The organism is Streptomyces sp. P17 (assembly GCF_032436805.1).
Taxonomy (GTDB): domain Bacteria; phylum Actinomycetota; class Actinomycetes; order Streptomycetales; family Streptomycetaceae; genus Streptomyces.
The window spans coordinates 1-266 of sequence record NZ_JAVRBF010000934.1 but is presented as its reverse complement, the minus strand read 5'-3'; the positions used below and the strand labels follow the sequence as shown (position 1 = coordinate 266).

The 266-nt window shown below is 59.4% G+C and carries 1 protein-coding gene; it reads left to right on the top strand.

The genetic code is table 11. The annotated features are described in order from the left end of the window. On the top strand, positions 1-266 hold a 266-nt coding region (locus tag RMT89_RS43490; RefSeq protein ID WP_315889279.1), incomplete at both ends, for a heme-binding protein.

The following is a 266-nucleotide window of genomic DNA, read 5'->3' as shown; positions in this document are numbered from 1 at the left end:
ATGCCTTACTTGAAGCTTGCCGACGCAAAATCGATCATTGCTGCAACTTTCTCGAGAGCGGGCGAACTTGGCCTGACACGGCCATTGAGTGTCGCCGTGCTCGACGCGGGCGGTCACCTGATCGCGTTCGAACGACAAGATCGGTCCTCGATGCTTCGCTTCGAGATCGCCTTTGGAAAGGCCTACGGCGCTTTGGCGGTGGGCGCTGGATCGCGCGAAGTGGCGAAGATGGCCGTCGAAAGCCCGAGCGCAAGATTCGGTCTTTC